The organism is Crenothrix polyspora, assembly GCF_900163755.1.
Classification (GTDB): Bacteria; Pseudomonadota; Gammaproteobacteria; order Methylococcales; family Methylomonadaceae; genus Crenothrix; species Crenothrix polyspora.
On record NZ_FUKI01000101.1, the window covers coordinates 71,752 to 91,057 of the forward strand.

Consider the following 19,306-nt stretch of genomic DNA (forward strand, 5'->3'; position numbering starts at 1 on the left):
AAAATCACTGGCTTTTGTTTAGGAATAGATGGTGTTTAGGTTGAGGGGCAATATTTATTTTATTTTATTTTTAGATTGATGAGTATTTATAAGTCATTGTCAAAAAAGAAAGATTTTATAAGCTATCCCGCTTGACTAAGAATGGATTGAATTCTATAGTTAGCTGGGGTAGCCAAAAGTGGAATAGACTGCTATTTTTGAGGTGTCAGGTTTTTATTATTTTTTGTATATTTTTGTAAGTGGTTTTGATAATAAATCGCAAGGTTACCCATAAATTGTTGTTAGGCGTTATTTCTTTCGGTTGCTTTTTTGCCGCTAGGTTGTTGAGTGTAGTTAATTAGGTGTGTGGGTTAATATGTTGTTGTGCAATTTTAAATGCTTGATTTTTTTGTATACATTTGACGAATGCTAAATAAGCATCTGCCCGTCATGTTTTCAGAAGTTTTGCAGCAGTTGGCGATTAAAAAAGACGGCATCTACCTGGATTGTACCTTTGGTCGTGGCGGTCACAGTTGCGGCATTTTGGCGCAACTAGGTGCTTCAGGGCGGTTGCTGGCTATTGATAGAGATATTGCTGCGGTGCAATCTGAGGACGCGCGTCTTTTGCGTGAAGATTCGCGTTTTAAATTGGAGCATTGTGCTTTTTCTGCCTTAGCAGGGCTTGCTCAGCGAGAAGGCTGTTTCGGTCATGTCGACGGCATTTTGATGGATTTAGGCGTATCATCGCCTCAACTGGATAGCGCGGAAAGAGGCTTTAGTTTTCTGCGCGATGGGCCATTGGATATGCGTATGGATGATACCAGCGGGGTCTCGGCGCGCGAATGGTTGGCTGACGTGGAAGAAAAAGAACTGGTACGGGTTTTGTTTGAATACGGGGAAGAGCGTTTTGCAAAGCGCATTGCTAAAGCGATTGTGGAAACGCGCCTAGCGTCACCCATTACCGATACACGGCAATTGGCGGCATTAATTGCAGACGCTGTACCTTTTATCGATAAATATAAGCATCCAGCAACGCGCAGCTTTCAGGCCATCCGTATAGAAATCAACAAGGAATTGGATGAATTAAAAGAGGTTTTAAAACAGTCTATTCCGGTTTTAAAGCCCGGTGGTCGGGTGGTAGTTATTTCTTTTCATTCGCTCGAAGACAGAATTGTAAAACGTTTTATCAGAAGTGAGGCGGGAGCCAAGTTCGATCCAGGCAAATTGCCTATTAAAGAAGTTGATATAGCGCGAGGCGCATTAATAAAAATTGGTAAAGCACTTAAAGCCGGAAAAACCGAGTTGGCTGAAAACCCGCGTGCGCGAAGTGCGGTTATGCGCATTGCTGAGCGCGTTGCTGTTTGATGAAACACGCCACTACGCTCAGTGCAATCGGTTTATTATTGCTGCTACTGGCATCAGCGTTTGCGGTAATTTACAGCAAATACTGTTCGCGATTACTTTACATTGATATAGGTAAACAAGAAAGAGCCTTAGATCAGTACGAAGTGGAATGGGGGCAGATGCAATTAGAGTTAACAACGTTAGCTGATCAAAATCGCGTTGAGCAAGTCGCGCTTAAAGAGCTGCATTTGGTGTCGCCTGTACGCGAAAAAACCATCTATATCAAACCCTAATGGTCGATTTACGTAACCGCAGTAATCTTAAAGAGCGCAAACCTGCGGGTGATTTTTCCAGTCGTCGTAGGTTTGTTCTTGTATTTATGATGAGTTGCATGATTATTTTGGTGGCGCGAGCGGTTGACTTACAGGTCATCAGTAAAAAATATCTTAAAGACCAGGGTGATATGCGCCATGTTGATGAGGTATCCGTGTCTGCCTACCGAGGTATGATTACTGATAGAACCGGTGCGCCATTAGCAATCAGTTCGCCGGTGCAGACGGTTTCCGTTAGCCCTAAGCAGTTGAATGCCATTGATAAAAACCAGCTTAAAGCCTTGGAGAAAAAGTTGAGAAAATCTCAACAGGGGCATGCTTTAACTGGGGTGCAAAAAGCCGAAGTCTTGGCTGTTTATGAAAAAGATAAGGTTTTAAAGGTAAAGCAAATGCTAAAAATTTTAGGTTTGCCAGCATCAGAAGCCAATAAGCTGTTAAATAAAACCTCAAAATTTGCTTATTTGGCACAAAGAATTAATCCCATTATTGCTGATCAAGTGAAGGCTTTGGAATTGCCTGGCGTTAATGTGGAGCAGGGTTTTAAACGTTTTTATCCAACCGGCGAGGTTTCTGGGCATTTGATTGGCTTTACCGATGTCAATGATGTTGGTCAGGAGGGGCTTGAGCGTAGCTATGAAAATTTTTTGAAAGGCTTGTCCGGCAGCAAGCGGGTGATTAGAGACGGTCAACGCCAGGTAATTGCCGACATTGAAAACATAAAAGAACCGGTGGCAGGGAAAACACTGGAGCTCAGTATTGATCAGCGTATTCAGTATTTGGCTTACCGTGAATTGCAAACCGCCGTGGAAACACATAAAGCCAAATCCGGCTCAATTGTGGTGCTGGATGCAAAGAGTGGTGAGGTGTTAGCAGCCGCTAATCAACCGTCGTTTAATCCAAATACCAAAACCAATTTAAAAGAAAATCTCTATAGAAACAGGGCGATAACCAATATATTTGAGCCAGGCTCAACGGTTAAGCCCTTTGTAGTGGCGGCAGCAATGGACGGCGGTTACATTAGGCCAAATGAGCTATTTGAAACTCACGGTATATTTCCGATTGGTACGCATATGGTAAGAGATGTGCATAATTACGGCACATTAGATGCGACCGGTGTGTTAAAAAAATCCAGTAATGTCGGTGTTGCCAAAATGGCCTTAAAAATGCCGCCGGAGTATTTTTGGGATACTTATCATAAACTGGGTTTTGGTGTTTCTCCAGGCTCAGGATTTCCGAGTGAAGCCAGCGGTAGTTTGCTGGATCACCGGCGCTGGCGAGATTTTGACCGAGCGACCATGTCGTTTGGTTATGGCTTGAGTGTCTCAGCCTTACAGTTGGCGCGATCTTATACGGCGTTGGCAGATGATGGCATACTGCACTCTATCAGCTTGTTAAAGCGCGATGAGGACATTGACTCGAAACGGGTTTTTACCGCGAAAACCGCTAAAAAAGTCAGAGCAATGCTGGAGACGGTTATCAGTAAAGATGGTACGGCTTACGAGGCGCGGGTCGATGGCTACAGGGTGGCGGGTAAAACCGGTACGGTTAAAAAAGCCGGTTCGGGTGGCTACTCTGAAAAAACCTATTTTGCGGTGTTTGCTGGCATGGCACCCGCCAGTCATCCACGGTTGATTATTGTCGTGATGATTGATGAACCTTCCGCCGGTGATTATTATGGCGGCTTGGTGTCGGCACCGGTATTTTCAAAAGTGATGGCGGGTGCATTAAGAATCATGGAAGTAGCGCCTGACGAAGAGCACACAATGCCGATTTTATTGACCAAAAAAGGAGTGATTCGTCCGCATGCTGCTGAATGATTTATTACCAGATAGCAGTATAGCCAATAACGCTATTACTGTCACTGGGCTGGCTTTAAACAGTAAAGAGCTGGTGAGTGGCGATGTATTTGTGGCTTTGGCAGGTTCTGTGCAGCACGGTTTATTGTATGCCCAGCACGCTATTGCTAAGGGTGCGGTAGCCATTATGTATGATCCTGCTAAGGGTGGTGCTGTTTTAGCTGAGCAAATTGATGCGATACCGCTGTTTTCTGTCGTGGATTTAGCGTTAAAACTGGGTGAAATAGCCAGTCGTTTTTATAGTAATCCATCACAGAAAATTGATGTTATTGGCATTACTGGCACAAATGGCAAAACTTCCTGTAGCCATTTTTTAAGTCATACGCTGGATGAGTGTGCAATTATTGGTACTTTAGGCTGGGGTGAACGTGGTCAGTTGCGCCAAACTCTTAACACCACGCCCGATGCCGTATCCGTGCAACGTATGTTGTTTGACTTGTTAAAAAGCGGCAAACGCACGGTGGCAATGGAAGTGTCTTCGCATGCGTTGCAGCAAGGCCGTGTTAATGGTGTGCAATTTAAAGGTGTAGTATTTACCAATATCAGCCGCGATCACTTGGATTATCACGGTACGATGGCGGCGTATGTGCAAGCTAAGCTGGCCTTATTAGATAAGCCAGGTATCGGTTTTGCTGTCGTTAATTTGGATGCTGCGTACAGCGATGACATTATTGCCCGTATACCAAAATCGGTGATTGCTTGGGGTATTAGTGTATCCGGTAAAGTTGTCGAGGCTATGGAATGCCTTAGCGCTATTGATATTAGCCACAGTGCTGAGGGCATTAGTTTTGTTGCACAATGGCGTGGCCAGCGTCAGGTAATTAATGCGCCGTTGTATGGTGATTTTAACGTAGAAAATCTATTGACAACATTGGCGGTTAGTTTGGCAATGGGGGCATCTTTAAGTGCTGCCGCTCAAAAAATACTTACTATACAGGCGGTTGCAGGGCGCATGGAAGCCTTAGGTGGCGGTAAGTTACCGTTGGTATTTGTGGATTATGCCCATACGCCGGATGCTTTGGATAAAGTGTTGGCCAGTGTGCGACAACAGTGTTTTGGCGACTTATGGTTGGTATTTGGCTGCGGTGGTAATCGTGATACTGGTAAGCGTTCACAGATGGGGAAAATTGCTCAGCAATGGGCCGATCGGGTGATTGTTACCGACGATAATCCGCGCTTTGAAGACAGCAAGGCCATTGTTAACGATATTGTGCGCGATTGCCAATCCAGCAAACTTAGTGTTATTCAGGATAGAAAAGCCGCTATACAACAGGCGATATTACAGGCCAGCGCACAAGATTGTATTGTGGTTGCTGGTAAAGGCCACGAAAATTATCAGGAAATCGAGGCGGTGAGGTTGCCCTTCAGTGACCGGCACGCCGTTATGGAAGCATTAGATATGAGGGTTGTAACACGGTGAAAATGCTATTGAGTGATATTGCCAAAAGTGTTCAGGGTGAGCTTGTGGGTGCAGATATGGCTATTTCGTCGGCGAGTTTAGATACGCGGACATTACCTCCCGGTGCGTTGTATATTGCCATTACCGGTGCTAATTTTGATGGCAACGCTTTTGTTGAAACAGCGGTGCAAGCCGGTGCCGCAGCAGCTATTTTACGGCAGGGTGTTAGCGCAACGGTGCCTTATATTGCTGTTGAGGATACCCATTTGGCTTTGGCTGAATTTGCCGGTGCGTGGCGACGCAAAGTGTCGGCAACTGTGGTAGGTGTTACCGGCAGCAATGGCAAAACCACGGTTAAAGAAATGACGGCTGCGGTGTTAGCCACCAAAGGTAGTGTCTTGTTTACCCACGGTAATCTTAATAACGATATTGGTGTGCCGCTCACATTATTGCGTTTACAAGAAGATCATCACTATGCAGTGATTGAAATGGGAGCCAATCATGCCGGTGAAATTGCCTATGTTAGCAAGTACGCGCAAGCGGATGTGGTGATACTGAACAATGCCGGTGCTGCCCATATTGAAGGTTTTGGCAGTTTGGACGGTGTCGCCAAAGCCAAAGGTGAAATTATTGAAACCTTACGGCACGACGGCACGGCGATTCTTAACCGAGATGACCACTATTTTGATTATTGGCGCTCGCTAGCGGGCAATAGAAAAGTTATTTCTTTTGGTTTAAATGCTGATGCCGATGTGTCTGCACGCGCTATTAAAACCGAACTTAATGCCGGTTTTGTCAGCTCTTTTGAGGTGGTAACCGCCAAGGGCGACGTTGTTGTGCAGTTAAAGCTGGCCGGCCGTCATAATGTATTGAATGCACTGGCGGCTACTGCCGCAGGTCTTGCATTGGGTTTAGATTTACAAATGATCAAACAAGGCTTAGAAAGTGTCAAGCCAGTTAAAGGCCGTTTGCAATCGAGAGTTGGCGGTTTGGGCAATCTGGTGATAGATGATACCTATAATGCCAATTCGGCATCTTTAAAAGTGGGTCTTGATGTGTTGGCGGCATGTGAGGGCACGCCGTGGCTGATATTAGGGGCTTTTGGCGAGTTAGGCCCACAAAGTGCTGCTATGCACCAAGCTATGGGACACATGATTAAAGACAGCGGCGTTGTTCGCTTGTTAGCGGTTGGCGCAGATGCCCAAAATACGGTACACAGCTTTGGTGCTGGCGGGCAGTTTTTTGAAAGCCAACATGATTTGCTGGCGGTACTTAAGCGCGAACTTAAGGGTGATGAAACAATTTTAGTGAAGGGCTCACGGGCGCAACGTATGGAAAATATAGTCACCGCTTTGGTGGAAATGGATGGGATTGCATAATGTTACTGTATCTTGCTGATTTATTAACCAGTGTTGACGGCGGTTTTCGGGTTTTTCATTATCTGACGTTACGGGCTATGTTGAGTGTTTTAACCGCACTGGCCATCGCTTTTATGGTCGGCCCTATTATGATTGAAAAACTAACTCGTAAAAAAATTGGCCAAAGTATCCGTGAATTAGGTCCTAAATCGCATTACGAAAAATCCGGCACGCCAACCATGGGTGGCGCATTAATTTTAATCGCGATTGCTATTAGTACTTTGTTATGGGCGGATTTGAGTAACCGCTACATCTGGGTGATTTTATTGGTGACCCTAGGCTATGGCGTGATTGGTTTTGTGGATGATTACCGAAAAGTGGTTAAAAATAACAGTGATGGTTTGTCAGCTAAAGAGAAATATATTTGGCAGTCAGTGATTGGTTTTGGTGCAGCGGTTTTTTTATACAGCACGGCGCAATTGCCGGCAGAAACCCAGTTTATCGTACCATTTTTTAAAGATTTCACTATCAACATGGGCTGGATGTACGTGGTGATGGTGTATTTTGTGATTGTGGGTACCAGTAATGCCGTCAACTTAACCGATGGTTTGGACGGTTTGGCAATTATGCCTACGGTGATGGTGGCAGGTGGTTTAGGTATTTTTGCCTATTTATCGGGTCACGTAGAATTTTCTAGTTACTTAGCTATTCCTTATTTGCCCCACTCAGGTGAGTTGATTATATTTTGCGGGGCTTTAATCGGCGCTGGCTTAGGTTTTTTATGGTTTAACGCTTACCCTGCGATGGTATTTATGGGCGATGTGGGGGCGTTGGCTTTGGGTGCAGCTTTAGGGGTGTTAGCGGTATTGGTCAGACAAGAAATTGTTTTGATGATTATGGGTGGGGTTTTTGTTATGGAAACTGTATCAGTAATGATACAAGTGGCCTCATTTAAATTAACCGGCAAACGCGTGTTCCGTATGGCACCTATTCATCATCATTTTGAATTGAAAGGCTGGCCAGAGCCGCGCGTGATTGTGCGTTTTTGGATTATTACCGTTATATTAGTACTGATTGGTTTAACAACGTTAAAATTAAGATAAGGCGAGCAACGTGTATTACATTGGGTGCATTAAGAGATAACTATGAATAATGCGGCAGCGTTAGCTGCGCTAAAAAAGAATTTTGCTTTAGTGCCTGATGAGGCCAAAGTAGTCATTGTCGGCTTGGGTGGAACAGGTATTTCGGTTGCGCGTTTTTTGCAAAAATTGGGCATTGTGTTTGCCATAGCGGACAGTCGTGCTAAACCGGCATTATTAGATGAGTTTTTACAGTATATGCCCGATGTACCCGTATTTACCGGCGGTTTTGATGACGCGGCGTTTCAGGTGGCTACGCACTTGGTGGTAAGCCCAGGGGTGTCGTTACGTGAGCGATCAATTGTTAAAGCGCTTGCTAATGGCACCAAAGTTATTGGCGATATTGATTTATTTGCCAGTGTGGTTAATGTGCCGGTGATTGCTATTTCAGGGTCTAACGGAAAAAGTACCGTGACAACCATGCTAGGTGAGATGTTAAAATATGCTGGCATAAAAGCCGGTGTTGGCGGTAACTTAGGTACGCCTGCTCTGGATTTAATCGCTGACGAAAATCAAATGTATGTGCTGGAGTTATCAAGTTTCCAGTTGGAAAGAACCTCGGTACTGAATGCCGCTGCTGCAACCGTGCTTAACGTGTCTGCCGATCATTTGGACAGGCATGCTGATATGGCGGAATATATCAGCGAAAAACACAAAGTTTTTAATGGCAACGGGGTAATGGTTATTAACTGCGATGACGCTGTGGTGAGTAATATGCAAGATGCATCGCGGCAAACATTGGGTTTTTCTATTAAAACTCAGGCGGATTTTCACCTTGCTTTTAGCGAGGGTGTGGAATATTTAATGCACCAGGACACCGTTTTAATGCCTTTATCGGCCTTGCCATTAGAGGGGCGACACAATGGCGCTAATGCTTTAGCTGCGCTGGCTTTAGCAACTGCTGTAGGGCTTGATGTACAAACTGCGTGTAAAGCTTTGCAGAAATTTAAAGGTTTAGCGCACAGAATGCAGCGGGTTGCACAAATACGCGGTGTTAGCTGGGTGAATGATTCAAAAGCGACTAATGTGGGTGCGTGTATTGCCGCTCTACAAGGTTATAAACGTAAAGTGATATTGATTGCCGGTGGCGATGCCAAGGGTGCTGATATGAACGAGTTAGCCCCTGTTATCAAAGATAAAACCAAAGCTGTGGTATTAATGGGAAAAGATGCTGCATTGATAGAGCAAGCGGTAAACGGCTGTGTACCCGTGGTCGTGGTCAAAAATATGCTGCAAGCGGTGCAAGCCGCCGCAAAATTGGCTGAGAGCGGTGACAGTGTATTGCTTTCGCCAGCCTGCGCCAGTTTAGACCAGTATAAAAACTATCAAGAGCGTGGTGAAAAATTTACCAGTGCAGTCATGGCGTTATTGTCGTGAGCGGCGCTTTTATATTGGCCGGTATACGTGCGTGAAAACACCCCATAAATCACAATTTCACTTTGATACCACCTTGGTGCTTATCTGTTTGGCGTTGTTGACGATTGGTTACATTATGGTGGTATCTTCATCGCTGCATTTGGGGTTAGAAATGTCTGGCAGCGTGTTCAGCTATCCACTCAAGCAATTGGCGCATATTTGCATTGGGGTTTGCGTTGGTGCTTGGCTGGCTACCATACCCATGCACAAGTGGGAAACAGCGGGGCCGTGGTTATTTATTGCGGGCTTGTTTTTGTTGGTGATTGTGTTGATACCAGGCTTGGGCGTTAAAGTTAATGGCAGTGTACGTTGGTTGTCTTTAGGCGGCCTTAGAATACAAGTTTCTGAGATTGTTAAGATTTTTGCTGTTGTTTATATTGCAGGCTATGTGACGCGCCACCAAGAGTCGGTTCGCGTATCGGCGTATGGCATTGTTAAGCCTTTAGCGTTATTTGCGCTAGCCTGTGTTTTGCTGTTATTAGAACCCGATTTCGGCTCGTCTGTGGTTATTATTGTGATTGCGATGGGCGTGATGTTTTTGGGCGGTGCTAGATTATCGCAGTTTGTTATTTTATTGTCATTTTTGGCTACATTGGCCGCTTTATTAGTGTATTTTGCACCGTATCGCATGCAACGCATCACCAGTTTTAGAGACCCGTGGGCAGATCCTTTAAACAGCGGCTTTCAGTTAGTGCAAGCGTTAATTTCGTTTGGTCGTGGTGAATGGCTAGGCGTGGGTTTGGGCAATGGTATTCAAAAATTATTTTATTTACCCGAAGCGCATACCGATTTTTTATTTTCGGTGATCGCTGAAGAGCTGGGTTTACTGGGTGTTGTGGTAGTGATTGGCCTGTTTGCCATGTTGGTATGGCGCATATTTAAAATCGCAGAAGCAGCGGAAAAAGCCGGACAAGTATTCTCCGCGCTAATGGCGTATGGGCTGGGGATCTGGTTTGGTTTTCAGGCCTTTGTCAATATGGGCGTTAATATGGGTATATTGCCAACCAAGGGCTTGACATTGCCTTTTATGAGTTATGGCGGTGGCAGTATGATCAGCATGTGTTGTGCAATCGCGTTGTTATTTAGAATTTACAGTGAAGTCTATGAAATTAGTGCAAATACACCAAAAGAAAGGTCCCGATGGGTAAACGCATAGTCATTATGGCGGGTGGTACGGGTGGGCATGTATTTCCTGCGCTTGCGGTTGCGCAATTATTGCTGGAAAAAGATTGGCAAGTCAGTTGGCTAGGTACGCATAAAGGTTTGGAGAGCAAAGTTGTGCCAGAACATGGTATTGCTATTGATTGGCTGTCTGTGACCGGTGTACGTGGTAAAGGTGTGGTAGCGAAATTTAAGGCCGTGTTTATGCTGTTACGTGCGTGCATCCAAGCCAGAGCTATATTGTTACAACGCAAACCCGATGTGGTGTTGGGTATGGGCGGCTTTGTGGCAGGTCCTGGCGGGCTAATGGCAAAGTTGTTAGGCATTCCATTAGTGATTCATGAGCAAAACCGCGTACCGGGCACAACTAACCGATTATTGGCTAAATTGGCCAATCAGGTGCTGGAGGCTTTCCCAAACAGTTTTAACAAAAAAGTTGGCGCAACCTGTACCGGTAACCCGCTCAGAAAGGCTTTTTTAACGATACCGGAACGGCCACACTGTAGCGATAAAACCGTGACCAATGTATTGGTTTTTGGCGGCAGCCAGGGTGCGCAAATATTAAATGAAATCGTCCCTGATGCAGTTACTCAGTTGGCCGATGTGCAAATCATTCATCAAACCGGTGCGGTGATGTTTGAGCCAGTAAGAACCCGTTACCGCGCATTAAATGTTAAAGCCCATGTTACGGCATTTATCGATGATATGGTGGCCGCTTATCAATGGGCGGATATTGTCATTTGTCGTTCAGGTGCTATGACAGTCAGTGAAGTGGCCGCAATGGGTGTTCCGGCTATTTTTATTCCATTACCTAGTGCGATTGATGATCACCAAGTCGCGAATGCCCGCTTTTTAACCGATGCGGGCGCAGGATTATTATTAATGCAAAAAGATTTAACACCAATGAGTTTAGCAAAAAAAATGACTGAAGCCCTGGGGCAACTGGAGCTTATGCGCCAAGCAACAAAACAGTGCGCGCGCTTAGAAGCCACCGAAGTAGTAGCGGCGATTTGCATTGCTGAGGCCAAAGCATGAGTGCTTCTTTTGGCAAAATGCCCACTGAAATGTTCGGTAATATTGAACGTATTCATTTTATCGGTATTGGCGGCACAGGAATGAGTGGCATCGCCGAGGTGTTGTTGAACTTGGGCTACAAAGTTTCCGGTTCTGATGTCAAGGAAAGTCCGGTAACGCAGCGCTTGGCAGCGCTTGGTGTAGTGGTCACTATCGGCCATCAGCGCCAAAATGTGGCGCAGGTTGATGTTGTCGTTGCATCCACTGCGATTGACCGCAGTAATGAAGAAATTGATGAAGCGTATTTAAACAGGATACCGGTTATTCCGCGTGCCGAAATGTTAGCGGAGTTGATGCGCTTTCGATTTGGTATTGCCGTGGCCGGTACGCATGGCAAAACCACGACGACCAGTTTGGTCGCCAGTATTTTGGCTGAAGGTGGGCTTGATCCAACCTTTGTGATCGGTGGTCGCTTAAACAGTGCAGGCAGTAATGCCAAGTTAGGTTTGGGCAATTATCTGGTTGCTGAGGCTGATGAAAGTGATGCGTCATTTTTATACTTACAGCCCATGATAGCGATTGTGACCAATATTGATCAAGATCACATGGCCACTTATCAAAACAGCTATCAACGCTTAAAAGATACTTTTATTGAGTTTTTGCATCACCTGCCGTTTTATGGCTTGGCGGTGTTGTGTTTGGATGACGAAGGCGTGCGGGAAATTCTGCCGTTGTTGTCCAAGCCTATTGTCAGTTATGGCGTACATGAGAATGCCGATGTACGTGCTATTAATATTAAACAACAAGGCATGCAAACCCATTTTACTGTGATACGGCGGGGTGATTATGCGCCATTAGCGATCACTTTAAATATGCCAGGTTGGCATAATATGTTGAATTCGTTGGCAGCAATTGCGGTAGCCAGTCGTCTTAATGTAGATGATGCAGCGATTGTACAAAGTTTACAGGTCTTTAAAGGCGTGGGTCGACGCTTTCAGTTGAACGGTGATTTACCCCTGGGTAACGGACAATTAACCTTTGTTGATGATTATGGTCACCACCCAAGAGAAATAGCAGCTACACTTGAAGCATTAAAGCAAGCGTGGCCAGAGCGACGCTCGGTAGTTATTTTTCAACCGCACCGCTACACCCGAACCCGCGACCTGTTTGAAGATTTCGTACATGTGTTATCCAGCGTTGATATACTGGTTTTGATGGATGTGTATTCTGCTGGAGAGACGGTTATTCCAGGAGCTGATGGCCGCGCTTTAAGCCGAGCAATCCGTATTCGTGGCCAAGTTGATCCGGTGTTTGTGGAAAACTGGGAAGATCTGCCGCGTTTACTGGCCGGCATTGTTAAAGCGGGTGATGTTTTAGTGACGATGGGTGCTGGTAATGTTGGGCATATTGCAACACTATTACCCCAGTTGCTGGCCGAACAATTAATTGCAATATAACACGGTTGCTGACATGAATGGGCGTTTACTAAGCAATGAAAAATTGGCGAAATACACCAGTTGGCGTGTGGGTGGTTTGGCAGATCAGATGTATATCCCCTTTGATCGTCAAGATTTAATTGAGTTTGTTAAAACTTTGCCTGCCAGTGAGCCGGTATTTTGGATGGGTTTGGGTAGTAATTTATTAGTCAGAGACGGCGGTATACGTGGCACGGTTATTAATACTAAAGGCCGCTTAAAAGAAATGCGCCGTGTTGATGATGTGGTGGTTTATATCGAAGCCGGTGTACCTTGTGCCCATGTGGCACGGTTTTGTGCTGAGCAAGGTTTGGTTGGGGCTGAGTTTCTGGCAGGAATTCCTGGCACTATGGGTGGTGCATTAAAGATGAACGCGGGCGCATTTGATGGGGAAACCTGGGCTATTGTGCAGGGTGTGGAAACCATAGATGCTTTCGGCCAAGTGGCACTGCGTCAACCAAGCGATTTTCAAGTCAGTTACCGTTCGGTAAAAGGTTTGGAGAATCAATGGTTTTTATCGGCGCATTTGGTGTTGCAATTGGGTGATGCCGGTATTAGCCAGCAAAAAATAAAAGGTTTATTAGAAAAACGTGCCAAAAGCCAGCCGACTAATCAACCCAGTTGCGGATCGGTGTTTAAAAACCCTGACGGTGATTATGCGGCACGCTTAATAGAGCACGCAGGCTTAAAGGGATTTACCATTGGCGGGGCGTGTGTATCTGAAAAACATGCTAATTTTATTGTTAATACCGGCAATGCTAAAGCTTCTGATATAGAAGCTTTAATTAAATACGTACAACGTAAAATTGAAGAATTACACGGTATTTTATTACAGACAGAGGTGTGTGTGGTGGGAGAAAAATGCGAGGTTATCAGTGATTAAAAGCCCTGAACAATTTGGTAAAGTGGCTGTATTAATGGGCGGCTTTGCTGCCGAGCGCGAAGTGTCTTTACGCAGTGGCGCAGCGGTTTTTGCAGCCTTACAGCGCCAAGGTATTGATGTTGTCGCCATTGATGTGAAAGACAGTGTGATTAATGCTTTGGCGCACGTTAAAGTAGATCGAGTGTTTAATATCATTCATGGCCGTGGCGGTGAAGACGGTGTTTTACAAGGTGTTTTGCAAGTGCTGGGCATACCTTATACCGGTAGCGGTGTATTAGCCTCGGCATTGAGCATGGATAAGCTCAGAACCAAATTGTGCTGGCAAGGTTATGGCTTGCCAACGCCAAAATGGTATGTGCTTAAAGATGAAAGTGATATTGAGGCGTGTATTGAAAAATTAGCTTTCCCTGTGATTGTCAAGCCCGCTCAAGAAGGTTCTAGCATCGGTATGAGCAAGGCAAAAAATCGTGATGAACTCTTAAAGTCTTTGCAAGTGGCATCGAAATACGATTGTGATGTGTATGCGGAAGCTTGGGTAACCGGTAAAGAATATACAGTTGCGCTATTAAACGGTGTTGCATTACCCGCAATACGTCTAGAAACACCCAATGAATTTTATGATTATGAAGCGAAGTATAACGCCACGACAACGCAATACCATTGCCCTTGTGGTTTAAGTGCCGAGCAAGAGCTGCAATTACAGCAGCTTGCTGTTAAGGCGAGCCAGGTTGTTGGTGTAAAAGGCTGGTCCAGAGTGGATGTGTTTATTGATCATAGCGGTGAGGCGCAGCTCATTGAAATTAATACCGTGCCAGGTATGACGGATCATAGCTTGGTACCAATGGCAGCAAAACAAGCGGGCATCTCGTTTGAGCAATTGGTGTGGCGTATTTTGGAAACCAGTATCGAGTAATGGACAGTGTTAGCAGCAAAATTTGGTTTATTGCAATCTTGTTGTTGACTGCTGGGTTGTCGGTTATTGGGCGTAATGCTGTAGAGAAAAAAATAAAACAGTCTTTTCCTATCCGTTATGTGAGAACGGAAGGTGTATTTCAATATTTGTCTAAAGATGAGGTGAAAGCTGTCTTGCAGCCACAAGTTAGTACAGATTTTTTTGATGTGGATATGCAATCAATTCAAGACACAGTAGCATCTTTGCCGTGGGTTAAAGCGGCAACTGTTGCGCGGATATGGCCAGATACCATTGATATAAAAGTCCATGAAAAAAAAGCCTATGTTCGTTGGGGGAAAAAGAGTTTAATTACCGAGCGTGGCGATATATTCACCCCTAAAAATATTGATGCATTTCACGATCTGTTGATTATTGAAGGACCAGTACAGCAACAAAAAAAAGTATTGGAAGTTATGAAAGGCATTAAAACGGCATTGGCAGATCAGTCTATGGAGTTGGCAGAATTTAATATCAGCGAGCGCTGGACATGGAAAATAAAATTAAAAAGTGGTATGCAGATAGTGATGGGACGTAACGAGCCTTTAAAAAAATTGCAACGTTTTTTAAAGACAGTGCCTATCTTAGGACAGGATAAAATCAATGCAATAGACGTTGTTGATCTAAGATATCTTAATGGTTATGCAGTTTCATGGAAGCCTGACATCGTCGAAATTGACTGGCTAAACCCAACAGACGTACCCAATAATAAAATCAATGAATAATCCAAAAGAACGCGAGACAGAGTGGGAAAATGGCAAAAAGAACAGAGCGAAATTTAATCGTCGGGCTTGATATTGGCACTACAAAAGTTGCAGCGATTGTTGGAGAAATCAGTAGTGATGGTAATATAGAGGTCATCGGTATTGGCACGGCCCCCTCGCGGGGACTGAAGAAAGGCGTTGTAGTAAACTTAGAGTCCACAGTACAGTCAATTCAGCGCGCTATAGAAGAAGCAGAGCTTATGGCGGGATGTCAGATTAAGTCTGTGTTTGCAGGGATTGCAGGCAGCCATATCCGCAGTCTTAATTCGCACGGCATTGTAGCCATCAAAGACAAAGAGGTCACGCAATATGACATTGATCGTGTTATCGACTCTGCGCGTGCCGTGGCTATTCCTGCCGATCAAAAGATTTTACATATTTTACCGCAAGAGTTTGTTATTGATCTTCAAGATGGCATAAAAGAACCGATTGGTATGTCCGGTATTCGTCTTGAAGCTAAAGTGCATATGGTGACTGGCAGTGTCAGTGCCGCACAAAATATTATTAAATGTATTCGGCGTTGCAATCTGGAAGTGGATGATATTGTACTGGAGCAATTAGCCTCGTGTAACTCGGTGCTGGCAGAAGATGAAAAAGACTTAGGTGTCTGTTTAGTGGATATTGGCGGAGGTACTACGGACATTGCTATTTTTGTTGAAGGCGCTATCAAGCACACCGCTGTTATCCCTATTGCTGGCGATCAAGTGACTAATGATATTGCCGTCGCTTTGCGCACACCGACCATTAATGCGGAAGATATTAAGAAAAAATATGCTTGCGCGTTAACACAATTAGCCAGTGCGGATGGCGTTATTGAAGTTCCTAGTATTGGTGATAGAGCGCCGCGCAGAATTTCGACACAAAATTTAGCTGAAATAATAGAACCGCGTTATGAAGAATTATTACTATTAGTTCAGGCAGAATTAAGACGCAGTGGCTATGAAGATATGATTGCCGCAGGCATTGTATTAACAGGAGGTAGTTCAAAGGTTATGGGCTTGGCCGAGTTAGCGGAAGAAATTTTTCACATGCCAGTACGCATGGGATGTCCGCAGAACGTGACAGGGCTAATAGAAGTGGTACGAAATCCAATACATTCAACAGGAGTTGGATTATTAATGTATGGTAAAGATTATCAGGGTGGCAGAAGTATAGACACTGAAGAGTCTGGATTTTTTGCCAAAATGAAAGGCTGGTTTCAAGGTAATTTTTAATAGTTTGCAGATTAACGGAGCAGCGACAATGGCGTATGAATTAGTGGACATGTGTACCGAAACCGCAGTCATTAAGGTGATCGGTGTGGGCGGTGGCGGCGGTAACGCTGTACACCATATGGTGAGTAGTAGCATTCAAGGTGTTGAATTTATCTGTGCAAACACTGATGCACAAGCGTTAAGAAAGTTGGATACGGGCACTATTATTCAGCTGGGTGTTGAGCTGACCAAAGGCTTAGGGGCGGGTACTAATCCTGAGGTGGGCAGAATGGCTGCTGAAGAAAATAAAGACCGCATTAAAGAAGTGATTAATGGCGCGGATATGGTGTTTTTAACCGCAGGCATGGGCGGCGGTACCGGTACCGGTGCTATTGCTGTCATTGCAGAAATCGCCAAAGAAATGGGTATTTTGACAGTGGCCGTGGTAACCAAGCCATTTACCTTTGAGGGCAAAAAGAAACAAGCGATTGCAGAACAAGGCATTGCTGAGCTTGAAAAGTATGTTGACTCGTTGATTACCATCCCTAATCAAAAATTATTGCCGGTATTGGGTGATAAAGTATCTTTAATGAATGCTTTTAAAGCGGCCAATGATGTGTTATTGGATGCGGTGCAAGGTATTACTGATTTAATTGTACATCCGGGTATGATTAACGTTGACTTTGCTGACGTTAGAACAGTAATGTCTGGCATGGGAGCCGCTATTATGGGCACTGGTTCAGCTGTGGGTGATCACCGTGCGCGTGAAGCCGCTGAAAAAGCTATTGCGTGTCCTTTATTAGAAGATATTAATTTGCAAGGTGCGCGGGGTATTTTGGTTAATATCTCCGCATCGGATATGAGTATTGCCGAATTTAATGAAGTGGGCGAGATCGTACATGAATTTGCTTCGGAAGATGCCATTATCAAAATTGGTACAGCGATTGATCCTGATTTAGGTGATGAAATAAAAGTCACTGTTGTTGCGACAGGTATGGGTTCTCCTGCGCAAGTGGCCGTTAAAGCGACCAATAATTTAATCAGAAAAGCCGCTGCCGGTGAAGTAAATTATGGTGTATTAGATACGCCGACGGTAATTCGTCAAAACAAACCTGAAACCAGAGAGTCACGCTTTGGTGCGCAGCTTAAAAAAGATATGGATTTGGATTATCTGGATATTCCAGCCTTTTTAAGACGACAAGCCGATTAGTTATTTGTAAAAACTCTTCAATCTCTGTAATGTGGCTGATTATGGTAAAATCTTCATCTATTTCATCCCTTTACTTGGTGATATCATCCTATGATTAAACAAAGAACATTAAGAAATACCATCAGAGCTACAGGTGTTGGCTTGCATACCGGCGATAAGGTGTATTTAACCTTACGGCCGAGTGACGCTGACACAGGTATTCGGTTTCGGCGCGTGGATTTGGATGTTCCTGTGATTATTAAAGCGTCACCAGACAATGTAGGAGAAACAGTGTTGTCGACAACACTGGTGTCTGGTGATGTTAAAATATCGACAATAGAACATTTATTGTCGGCATTTGCAGGTTTAGGGATAGATAATGCGCTTATTGATGTCAGTGCCGCAGAAGTGCCCATTATGGATGGTAGTGCGGGGCCGTTTGTGTTTTTATTGCAATCTGCGGGTATTGAAGAACAAAATAGCCCAAAGCAATACATGCGTATTAAACGCAGCGTACGTGTTGAAGACGGTGATAAATGGGCGGCCTTTGAACCCTTTGATGGTTTTAAAGTGACATTTACTATCGATTTTGAGCACCCTGCGTTTGAAGAGCATGTTAAAACCGCAACAATGGATTTTTCGTCAACTACTTTTGTTAAAGAAGTGAGCCGAGCCAGAACCTTTGGTTTTATGAAAGATATTGATATGTTACGTCAAAACAACCTTGCTTTAGGCGGTAGCTTAGAAAATGCTATCGTGGTTGATGATGTCAAGATTCTCAATGAAGATGGTTTACGTTATGCCGATGAATTTGTTAAACACAAAATTCTTGATGCGATTGGTGATTTGTATTTATTAGGCTACAGCCTAATTGGTGAATTTACCGGCTATAAATCGGGGCATGGCTTAAATAATAAGCTATTACGCACCTTGCTTAATGATACCGAAGCCTGGGAAATGATTACTTACGAAGAAAATGAAGCACCGATTTCTTTTATGCGCTCAGCAGAAACGCCGCGCAGCGCTGCATGAAATTTTAAAGCGCGGATTTACCGGATAAACGGGTCAGCGTGTCACTGAGTTTTAGTAATGCGGTTTTTAATTGATCATCCTGAGCCCTGTCGCTATACGATCTTAGGAGCTCAATTTTTTCTATGGAAGGCAGGGTGGCTTTGCGAATTACGGTATCGGCAAGTCCAGGTTTGACCATTATTTTAATTTGAACAGTAGCTATTGCACCGGCTGCTGCAATAATACTCGCATTGTAAAAACGCAGTTGCGATGCCGCATTAGCAGAATAGCTATAAAGTAGCAGCGTTTTATCATTTATGACGCAATGTGCAACTTGCTTGGCTAATATTGTGGGTAATACTGCTTTAATTTGTTGTGTCAGCTGTCGTTGCGCGTTAATTTTATAGTGCAGCTGATTCAACGTTCTACTGTGTAAGTGAGTGATGGATTTAAACGTAGACATTTTTTAGCTCAAGATGACGGGTAATGTGGCGTGGTGTATTGAAGTTAATCATGCTATGTCTAAAATATCCAGAGAAAAGTCAAAAAACAGGCGTATAAACTCACATTGAGCGGCTACCCTCCCGTTAAATTTTGATTTAGACTTAAGTGCCGACTTGTCATTTAATTAGGCACAGAAAAATAACTCAAAACACGGGGGCAAGCATGAACTACTCCATAGAGCGCTTAGACCACTTAGGCATTGTTGCCGGTGTCATCAAAGATTTAAAAATTGCCGAGTTGATTGACGGGCGGTTAGGGACTTATGAGGGAGAGACCTTATCGGCTGGTGAAACGGTTGCAGGCATGATTATCAATGGCTTAGGATTTTCCAACAAACCGA

Annotated in this window: 18 protein-coding genes; 17 read left to right on the plus strand and 1 reads right to left on the minus strand. The window is 44.4% G+C overall.

Going from position 1 to position 19,306, the window contains the following annotated elements; genetic code table 11:
- Positions 1-405 precede the first annotated feature (405 nt).
- The 16 genes from rsmH to lpxC all read left to right on the plus strand — a co-directional run bounded on the left by rsmH (position 406) and on the right by lpxC (position 18,483).
- Positions 406-1,344 carry a 16S rRNA (cytosine(1402)-N(4))-methyltransferase RsmH gene (rsmH, locus tag CRENPOLYSF2_RS07605; protein ID WP_087143356.1) on the plus strand — a complete coding sequence of 313 codons (939 nt, stop codon included), beginning with the start codon at positions 406-408 and terminating at the stop codon, positions 1,342-1,344.
- Positions 1,344-1,616 (plus strand): cell division protein FtsL, encoded by a 273-nt coding sequence (gene ftsL / locus CRENPOLYSF2_RS07610; RefSeq protein WP_087143357.1) that lies wholly within the window; start codon positions 1,344-1,346, stop codon positions 1,614-1,616. Before rsmH ends, ftsL begins: the two co-directional genes overlap by 1 nt.
- Entirely contained in the window at positions 1,616-3,472 is a 1,857-nt protein-coding gene (locus tag CRENPOLYSF2_RS07615; RefSeq protein ID WP_087143358.1) for a peptidoglycan D,D-transpeptidase FtsI family protein, read from the plus strand. The genes ftsL and CRENPOLYSF2_RS07615 overlap by 1 nt, the downstream gene beginning before the upstream one ends.
- Positions 3,459-4,931, plus strand: coding sequence for a UDP-N-acetylmuramoyl-L-alanyl-D-glutamate--2,6-diaminopimelate ligase (locus tag CRENPOLYSF2_RS07620; protein WP_087143359.1), 1,473 nt, complete (start codon positions 3,459-3,461; stop codon positions 4,929-4,931). The genes CRENPOLYSF2_RS07615 and CRENPOLYSF2_RS07620 overlap by 14 nt, the downstream gene beginning before the upstream one ends.
- 2 nt (positions 4,932-4,933) lie before the next feature.
- The gene (locus CRENPOLYSF2_RS07625) at positions 4,934-6,289 is read left to right on the plus strand and encodes a UDP-N-acetylmuramoyl-tripeptide--D-alanyl-D-alanine ligase (protein ID WP_336469720.1); all 1,356 of its coding nucleotides are present in this window, start codon (positions 4,934-4,936) and stop codon (positions 6,287-6,289) included.
- Complete coding sequence (mraY, locus tag CRENPOLYSF2_RS07630) at positions 6,289-7,371, plus strand: phospho-N-acetylmuramoyl-pentapeptide-transferase (protein WP_087143361.1); 1,083 nt, start codon at positions 6,289-6,291, stop codon at positions 7,369-7,371. Before CRENPOLYSF2_RS07625 ends, mraY begins: the two co-directional genes overlap by 1 nt.
- A gap of 42 nt (positions 7,372-7,413) precedes the next feature.
- Positions 7,414-8,784 (plus strand): UDP-N-acetylmuramoyl-L-alanine--D-glutamate ligase, encoded by a 1,371-nt coding sequence (murD, locus tag CRENPOLYSF2_RS07635; protein WP_087143362.1) that lies wholly within the window; start codon positions 7,414-7,416, stop codon positions 8,782-8,784.
- Between the two features lie 31 nt (positions 8,785-8,815).
- Positions 8,816-9,979, plus strand: coding sequence for a putative lipid II flippase FtsW (gene ftsW, locus CRENPOLYSF2_RS07640; protein ID WP_176371061.1), 1,164 nt, complete (start codon positions 8,816-8,818; stop codon positions 9,977-9,979).
- A complete protein-coding gene (murG, locus tag CRENPOLYSF2_RS07645; protein ID WP_087143363.1) occupies positions 9,964-11,019 on the plus strand; it encodes an undecaprenyldiphospho-muramoylpentapeptide beta-N-acetylglucosaminyltransferase in 1,056 nt (351 codons plus the stop codon). Before ftsW ends, murG begins: the two co-directional genes overlap by 16 nt.
- A complete protein-coding gene (murC, locus tag CRENPOLYSF2_RS07650) occupies positions 11,016-12,455 on the plus strand; it encodes a UDP-N-acetylmuramate--L-alanine ligase (RefSeq protein ID WP_087143364.1) in 1,440 nt (479 codons plus the stop codon). Before murG ends, murC begins: the two co-directional genes overlap by 4 nt.
- Positions 12,456-12,468: 13 nt before the next feature.
- Positions 12,469-13,356, plus strand: coding sequence for a UDP-N-acetylmuramate dehydrogenase (murB, locus tag CRENPOLYSF2_RS07655; RefSeq protein WP_087143365.1), 888 nt, complete (start codon positions 12,469-12,471; stop codon positions 13,354-13,356).
- Positions 13,349-14,269: a D-alanine--D-alanine ligase gene (locus tag CRENPOLYSF2_RS07660; protein ID WP_087143366.1), complete on the plus strand. Its 921-nt coding sequence runs from the start codon at positions 13,349-13,351 to the stop codon at positions 14,267-14,269. The genes murB and CRENPOLYSF2_RS07660 overlap by 8 nt, the downstream gene beginning before the upstream one ends.
- A gap of 146 nt (positions 14,270-14,415) precedes the next feature.
- The gene (locus tag CRENPOLYSF2_RS07665) at positions 14,416-15,030 is read left to right on the plus strand and encodes a cell division protein FtsQ/DivIB (protein WP_245807941.1); all 615 of its coding nucleotides are present in this window, start codon (positions 14,416-14,418) and stop codon (positions 15,028-15,030) included.
- Positions 15,031-15,059: 29 nt separating this feature from the next.
- The gene (gene ftsA / locus CRENPOLYSF2_RS07670) at positions 15,060-16,283 is read left to right on the plus strand and encodes a cell division protein FtsA (protein WP_087143368.1); all 1,224 of its coding nucleotides are present in this window, start codon (positions 15,060-15,062) and stop codon (positions 16,281-16,283) included.
- A 28-nt stretch (positions 16,284-16,311) separates the two neighbouring features.
- Entirely contained in the window at positions 16,312-17,472 is a 1,161-nt protein-coding gene (gene ftsZ, locus CRENPOLYSF2_RS07675) for a cell division protein FtsZ (RefSeq protein ID WP_087143369.1), read from the plus strand.
- A gap of 90 nt (positions 17,473-17,562) precedes the next feature.
- Entirely contained in the window at positions 17,563-18,483 is a 921-nt protein-coding gene (gene lpxC, locus CRENPOLYSF2_RS07680; protein WP_087143370.1) for a UDP-3-O-acyl-N-acetylglucosamine deacetylase, read from the plus strand.
- Between the two features lie 4 nt (positions 18,484-18,487).
- Here the strand turns inward: lpxC and CRENPOLYSF2_RS07685 are convergent, their stop codons facing one another.
- Positions 18,488-18,925 (minus strand): DciA family protein, encoded by a 438-nt coding sequence (locus CRENPOLYSF2_RS07685; RefSeq protein ID WP_087143371.1) that lies wholly within the window; start codon positions 18,923-18,925, stop codon positions 18,488-18,490.
- Between the two features lie 203 nt (positions 18,926-19,128).
- Between CRENPOLYSF2_RS07685 and CRENPOLYSF2_RS19490 the strand changes: the two genes are divergently transcribed.
- Positions 19,129-19,306: DUF4277 domain-containing protein (locus CRENPOLYSF2_RS19490; protein WP_140396795.1), on the plus strand; the 178-nt coding region annotated here is incomplete at its 3' end.